At 59.5% G+C, this 6,334-nt stretch carries 5 protein-coding genes; 3 read left to right on the top strand and 2 right to left on the bottom strand.

Going from position 1 to position 6,334, the window contains the following annotated elements:
- The coding region (gene acs / locus BMZ42_RS12355) for an acetate--CoA ligase (RefSeq protein ID WP_091522798.1) at window positions 1-1,901 on the top strand (1,901 nt) is incomplete at its 5' end.
- A gap of 78 nt (window positions 1,902-1,979) precedes the next feature.
- Here the strand turns inward: acs and BMZ42_RS12350 are convergent.
- Window positions 1,980-3,353: a TadE/TadG family type IV pilus assembly protein gene (locus BMZ42_RS12350; RefSeq protein WP_091522796.1), complete on the bottom strand. Its 1,374-nt coding sequence runs from the start codon at window positions 3,351-3,353 to the stop codon at window positions 1,980-1,982.
- 210 nt (window positions 3,354-3,563) lie between these two features.
- On the bottom strand, window positions 3,564-3,788 hold the full coding sequence (locus BMZ42_RS12345; protein WP_091522831.1) for a DUF1674 domain-containing protein: 225 nt from the start codon (window positions 3,786-3,788) through the stop codon (window positions 3,564-3,566).
- 113 nt (window positions 3,789-3,901) lie between these two features.
- On the opposite strand from BMZ42_RS12345, the gene htpX reads away from it, so the two are divergent.
- Together htpX and BMZ42_RS12335 are read left to right on the top strand one after the other, a co-directional pair.
- Window positions 3,902-4,951, top strand: coding sequence for a zinc metalloprotease HtpX (gene htpX / locus BMZ42_RS12340; RefSeq protein WP_091522794.1), 1,050 nt, complete (start codon window positions 3,902-3,904; stop codon window positions 4,949-4,951).
- Window positions 4,948-6,324, top strand: a complete 1,377-nt coding sequence (locus BMZ42_RS12335; RefSeq protein ID WP_420492466.1) for an RsmB/NOP family class I SAM-dependent RNA methyltransferase — start codon at window positions 4,948-4,950, stop codon at window positions 6,322-6,324. Before htpX ends, BMZ42_RS12335 begins: the two co-directional genes overlap by 4 nt.
- The last annotated feature ends 10 nt before the right edge of the window (window positions 6,325-6,334 follow it).

Raw genomic sequence — 6,334 nt, 5'->3', positions numbered from 1 at the left:
TCGACAACGAGACGTATCTGAATTGGTATGCAGCAAGTGTTGCCGATCCGGATGCGTTCTGGGGTGAGCATGGCAAGCGGATCGACTGGTTCAAGCCTTACACCAAGGTGAAGAACGCCTCGTTTGAGGGTGATGTCTCGATCAAATGGTTCGAGGACGGCGAGACCAACGTTTCCTACAATTGCATCGACCGTCATCTGGAAAAGCGCGGCAACCAGACCGCGATCATCTGGGAAGGCGACAATCCGTTCGACGACAAGAAGATCACCTATAGAGAGCTGCACGAGCATGTCTGCCGGCTTGCCAATGTGATGAAGAAGCACGGCGTCAAGAAGGGCGACCGTGTCACCATCTACATGCCGATGATCCCTGAAGCTGCCTATGCGATGCTGGCCTGCACCCGCATCGGCGCGGTCCATTCGATCGTGTTTGGCGGCTTTTCGCCCGACGCGCTCGCCGGACGGATCGTCGATTGCAAATCCACCTTCGTCATCACTGCCGATGAAGGCCTGCGCGGCGGCAAGGGAATTCCGCTTAAGGTCAATGCCGACAAGGCCGTCGACATTGCCGCCCGTGACGGCATCACGGTCAGGAATGTGCTGGTGGTGCGCCGCACCGGCGGCAAGATCGGCTGGGTCGAGGGGCGCGATCTTTGGTATCATGCCGAAGTGCGCGCGGTCGAACCTGTGTGCGAACCCGAAAAGATGAATGCGGAAGACCCGCTGTTCATCCTTTACACCTCCGGCTCGACCGGCAAGCCGAAGGGGGTGCTGCACACCACCGGCGGCTATCTCGTCTATGCGTCGATGACGCATCAATATGTCTTCGACTACCATGATGGCGACATCTACTGGTGCACCGCGGATGTGGGCTGGGTCACCGGCCACAGCTACATCGTCTATGGCCCGCTCGCCAATGGCGCGACGACGCTGATGTTCGAGGGCGTGCCGAACTATCCCGATGCCGGCCGGTTCTGGGATGTCGTCGACAAGCACAAGGTCAACATCTTCTACACCGCCCCGACCGCTATCCGCGCGCTGATGGGCGCGGGCGAGGAGTGGGTCAAGCGGTCGTCACGCCAGAGCCTGAAGCTGCTCGGTTCGGTCGGCGAGCCGATCAATCCGGAAGCCTGGGAATGGTATTTCGACAAGGTCGGCGACAAGAAGATCCCGATTGTCGACACCTGGTGGCAGACCGAAAATGGCGGCATCCTGATCTCGCCACTGCCCGGCGCGACCGACCTGAAACCGGGCTCGGCGACACGGCCATTCTTCGGCGTCGAGCCGGTGCTGGTCGACAATGACGGCAAGGTGCTCGACGGCGTTGCCGATGGCAATCTGTGTATCGCCGAACCTTGGCCCGGCATGATGCGCACCGTCTATGGCGATCACAAGCGCTTCATCGAGACCTATTTCGCTACCTATCCGGGCCTCTACTTTTCCGGCGATGGCTGCCGGCGCGATGAGGATGGCTATTACTGGATCACCGGCCGCGTCGATGACGTGCTCAACGTCTCCGGGCACCGGATGGGCACGGCGGAAGTCGAATCGGCGCTGGTGGCGCATGACAAGGTGTCGGAAGCCGCCGTCGTCGGCTATCCGCACGACATCAAGGGGCAGGGCATTTATTGCTATGTCACGCTGATGGAGGGCGAGGAGCCAAGCGACGCGCTGCGCAAGGAGCTGATTGCGCATGTGCGCCAGGAGATCGGCCCGATCGCCACGCCTGACCTGTTGCAGTTCGCGCCCGGCCTGCCGAAAACCCGCTCGGGCAAGATCATGCGCCGCATCCTGCGCAAGATCGCCGAGGACGATTTCGGCGCGCTCGGTGACACCTCAACCCTCGCCGACCCCACCGTCGTCGACGACCTCGTCGAACATCGCCAGAACAAGCGCACATAACGCAACGCTTAGCCGCGCCAAGGACTGAATAAAAAAGGGCTGGTTGCGAGACCGGCCCTTTACCATTGCAAACCCAAATCACTTCGTCAGTGCGAGCTTTTCAATGTTGCGCGCAATCGCCACGAAGGCGGCGTTCAGTTCATTGCCATTAGCGGTATCGAAAAAATATCGCGGCGATGAGGCACAGGAGGACATAACGTCCCGTGCCGCCGCATTGGGCAGATAGAACCCGACAGTAAAGATCTCGATCCCCGCCTTGCGCATTTCCTCGCACAAACGTTTTGCGTGCGGGATCGATCGATTAGCCGCGGCAGTTCCATAAGCTCCATTCGCCGTTGTAGCGCCTAGAAAACCCAGGTTGAACTCGCCGTCAGTCATAAGGATCGCATATTTGGCAATGTCCTGCTCCTTGTAAGGACCGGGCGCGGCAGCCGCACCAACGACATTCTTCCACTTGTCTGACAGCATGTACCACGCCCATTGGATGCCCATATGGCCGCCTGTGCCGCCATCAGCGACAAATGCATTGATCGTACTGTTCAACTTGGTACGATCTGAGGTCAGCGGAACCAAGGCAGCCACCGGACATCTTACACTGGCCGTATATCCCGCCTTACCGTCCGAAAACTCGGTCAGAAAAAAGTCCCGATTGACCATTTGTACTTCCGGACCAACATCTTCGTATCGGCGCGTACCGACACGCTCTGTGGCGCAATTGTCCGGACGGTTGTTGGTCGTTACGTTTTTCGGATCGACGTTTGAAACGACCTTTCCACGATCGCCAACCTTTTGTTCAACATAGACAGACTGTGGCGCCAAGCTACCGACATTGACAGAGTTGGCATAGGGAATAAGCGCGATACGAACACGCGGCTTGTCAGGATCCTGTTTGCCCAGCAACGTCGAAACCGCAGATCTGGCGGCTCGCTGCAGATCGCCGAGCTTGTCCGTGGATCCAGATTTCTTCATCGACCCGGTCAGATCCAGCATCATCGCCACCTCGACCTTCTTGGCAGAGTAGATGGCAGCCGAGCCGGCAGTAACCTTCTGTCGGTTTGCTGCGCCAAACAAGGCGAACGCAACATCAAGCTCAACGCTGGCTTGTGCCGTGACCGTGCCCTCCAGCCGATCAATCGCGAGGCTGTCGAGAGTCAGACGGCCCTCTTCAGCAAAGCCGCGCAGTCCATTGGCGATCAGAAAAGCCTCAACAACCTTTGGCGCATCTTTCTCGGTAATCGTCCCGGTGGTCAGATCGCGCGCGGTCGAGGTCACTGCCGCGTCCAACGCGGCAAGCAGATTGGATCTGGTCAATGCGACTTGCGCACTATTCACTCCATATCCGACCGCCAGCAGCAGAACAGGCGCGATGATCGCGGCGATCATGCCGAAATTGCCTCGTCGATGACGCAGGAACCGCGCCGTCAATCGGGCGAGTGATGTGGCCACCCCCATGGCGTTCTCCATTTGGTACACTCCGAACTTTCTGCTCGGAACCACGCACAGAACGGGCCATTGCTTGACCCGCGCCAAGAAAAAGAACGCGATAACGATTAAAACAGGGAAAACAGCGACTATTTCCTTTGGCTAGGGTTTAGAAAAACCTAACAGGAACCATCGCTTCTGTATCAATACTGCAGTCGAAAACAGCGCGGTATGATCCGCTTAGAAATCGCTGGCGACACCTTTGACTTCCCAATCGCCATAGCGTGCCGGGTCGTGGCCACCGCGCCCACCAATTTCTTTGGGCACAGCCGCCGCGCGCGCGATTGCCTCTGCCCGGCGCGCTTCAGCTTCCGCCAGGGCGCGCTGGGCGGCCGGCGACAGGACGCGGGGAGCGCTGTCCTGGCCAGCTTCCTTGCCTGCCTGGGTAACAACCTCATCGGTCATGGGAACCTCGTTCGATACATTGAATTTCTTTTGGGCGCTGCCCATCATATAGAAGGTTCGCCGGACAGTTTCGACCCGGTAGAGGCAGCATTCGAGATACGGGAGTTCGATGGATGAACATCATCCGCACGGCAATGCTTCTCGCCCTGATGACCGCCCTTTTCATGGGGGTGGGATATCTGATCGGCGGCGAAAGCGGAATGTTGATTGCCTTTGTCATCGCCGCCGGCATGAACCTGTTCAGCTACTGGAACGCCGACAAGATGGTGTTGCGCATGCACAATGCCGTTGAAGTCGATGAGCGCACCGCGCCTGAATATTTTGCCATCGTGCGCGAACTGGCTGCACGCGCCCAACTGCCAATGCCCAAGGTTTACGTGATCGACAATCCCCAGCCGAACGCCTTTGCCACGGGCCGAAATCCACAAAACGCGGCCGTCGCGGCGACGACCGGGCTGTTGAGAAGCCTTTCCGCCGAAGAAGTCGCAGCCGTGATGGCGCACGAGCTGGCGCATGTCCAGAATCGCGACACGCTGACAATGACAATCACCGCAACGATCGCCGGCGCCATTTCAATGCTGGGCAATTTTGCGTTCTTCATGGGTGGAAATCGCGAGAACAACAATCCACTTGGCGCGATTGGCGTTCTCGTGGCGGTCCTCGTCGCGCCGATAGCCGCAATGATCGTTCAGATGGCGATCAGCCGGACGCGCGAATATGCAGCGGATCGACGCGGTGCTGAAATCTGCGGCAATCCGATGTGGCTCGCCTCGGCACTCAACAAGATTGCTCGAGGTGCCCAGCAGATTCATAACCCTGATGCCGAGCGTGCGCCGGCGACAGCGCATATGTTCATCATCAACCCTCTGTCCGGCGAGCGGATGGATAATCTGTTCTCAACCCATCCAAATACCGAAAACCGCATTGCAGCCTTGCAAAAGATGGCGCAGGAGTTCGGCGGTCGAATGGGCGCAGATCGCCCCTCGGCCTCACCTGAGCCGCAGGCACGTGCTCGTCCTCCGGTTCAACCCGATCCCCGGCGCGAGACGCCAACGCAATCTGGCCCATGGGGTGGAAATCCTGCACCCTCGTCTGAGCCGGAAAAACCACAACAGAATCCCTGGGGGCGCAATCCTACTGGGCCTCGGAGAGGCAGATCTTGAAAACAGCACATCGGCGCAAGACCAATACCCGACCAACCTTTGACGCCGATGCGGATATTCCCGGCCTTGCTGCGCGCAAAGCTGCAAGCCGGCTTCTGGCGGCAGTGATCGACGCGAAGACATCGCTCGATGGGCTCACCGACCACGACAACGGCCACCCACAATTCCGCGCGCTCGACATGCGCGACCGTGCGCTCGTGCGCGCGATCCTCACCACCGCGCTGAGATTTCGCGGCACGATCCAGGCACTGATCTCAGCACGACTGGACCGCCCCCTGCCCGCCAATGCGCACGCGCTTTCACACATTCTTCACGTCGCGGCCGCGCAGATCCTTTTTCTCGACGTGCCGGATTCCGCGGCGGTCGACATCGCGGTAACGCAGGCAAAAAGCGACCCTCGCACTGTCCGCTTTGCCGGCATGGTGAATGCAGTTCTGAGAGAAATCACGCGGCGGAAGGAACGTGCGCTTCCCGCAGCACTTGCCCAGACAAGCGACACGCCGGAATGGTTTGAAAGCCGCCTCGTCGCCGCCTATGGCGAAGAGCACGCCGCTGCGATCCGCGCTGCCCACCGCATCGAGGCTCCCATCGACCTGACGGTCAAGAGCGAGCCGGCAGAATGGGCCGAAAAACTCGGTGGCATCGTACTGCTCAACGGCAGCGTAAGATTGACCAGCATCGACGGGCCCATCGCCTCGCTTCCCGGCTTTGAGGAAGGCGAATGGTGGGTACAGGATGCGGCAGCTGCTATACCGGCACAGATGTTTGGCGACCTTTCGGGAAAGCGCGTCGCGGACCTTTGTGCAGCGCCCGGCGGCAAGACCGCCCAACTCGCACATGCCGGTGGACACGTCACTGCGCTCGAACTTTCGCCCAATCGGGCAAAGCGCCTGAGGGCAAATCTTTCACGCCTCCAGCTTGAGGCTGAGATCGTCGTCGGTGATCTGATGGACTACGCGCCGGACGTACTTTTCGATGCCGTTCTGCTCGACGCGCCATGCTCATCGACCGGCACGGTGCGGCGGCATCCGGACGTTCTGTGGACCAAGGGGCCGCAAGATGTCGCAAAGCTTGCAAGCGTTCAGGCGCGAATGCTTGCCCAGGCGGTCAAGCTCCTGAAGCCGGGAGGTGTTCTCGTCTTTTCCAACTGCTCGCTTGATCCGGAAGAAGGCGAAGCACTTTATTCCGCTTTTCTTGCCAGCAACCCTGAGATCGCGCCGCTCCCGATAGTGTCCGCAGAGCTTCCATTCGCCGCCCCCTACCTGACGGAGCATGGCGCTATTCGCACTACACCGGCCGGGATGGATATGGGCTCGCCCGAAGCTTCCGGATTGGATGGCTTCTATGCAGCACGTATGCTGCGGCGTGGATAAGCCCTGACAA

This window comes from Aquamicrobium aerolatum DSM 21857 (genome assembly GCF_900113935.1).
Classification (GTDB): Bacteria; Pseudomonadota; Alphaproteobacteria; order Rhizobiales; family Rhizobiaceae; genus Aerobium; species Aerobium aerolatum.
This window is presented reverse-complemented; position numbering and strand designations above follow the sequence as displayed.

What these genes read in the sequence shown, in the direction of transcription:
- BMZ42_RS12345 (WP_091522831.1), bottom strand. Translation starts at nt 3,788, where the DNA reads ATGACCGATGAGGTTGTTACCCAGGCAGGCAAGGAAGCTGGCCAGGAC.
- htpX (WP_091522794.1), top strand. Translation starts at nt 3,902, where the DNA reads ATGAACATCATCCGCACGGCAATGCTTCTCGCCCTGATGACCGCCCTT.
- BMZ42_RS12350 (WP_091522796.1), bottom strand. Translation starts at nt 3,353, where the DNA reads ATGGGGGTGGCCACATCACTCGCCCGATTGACGGCGCGGTTCCTGCGT.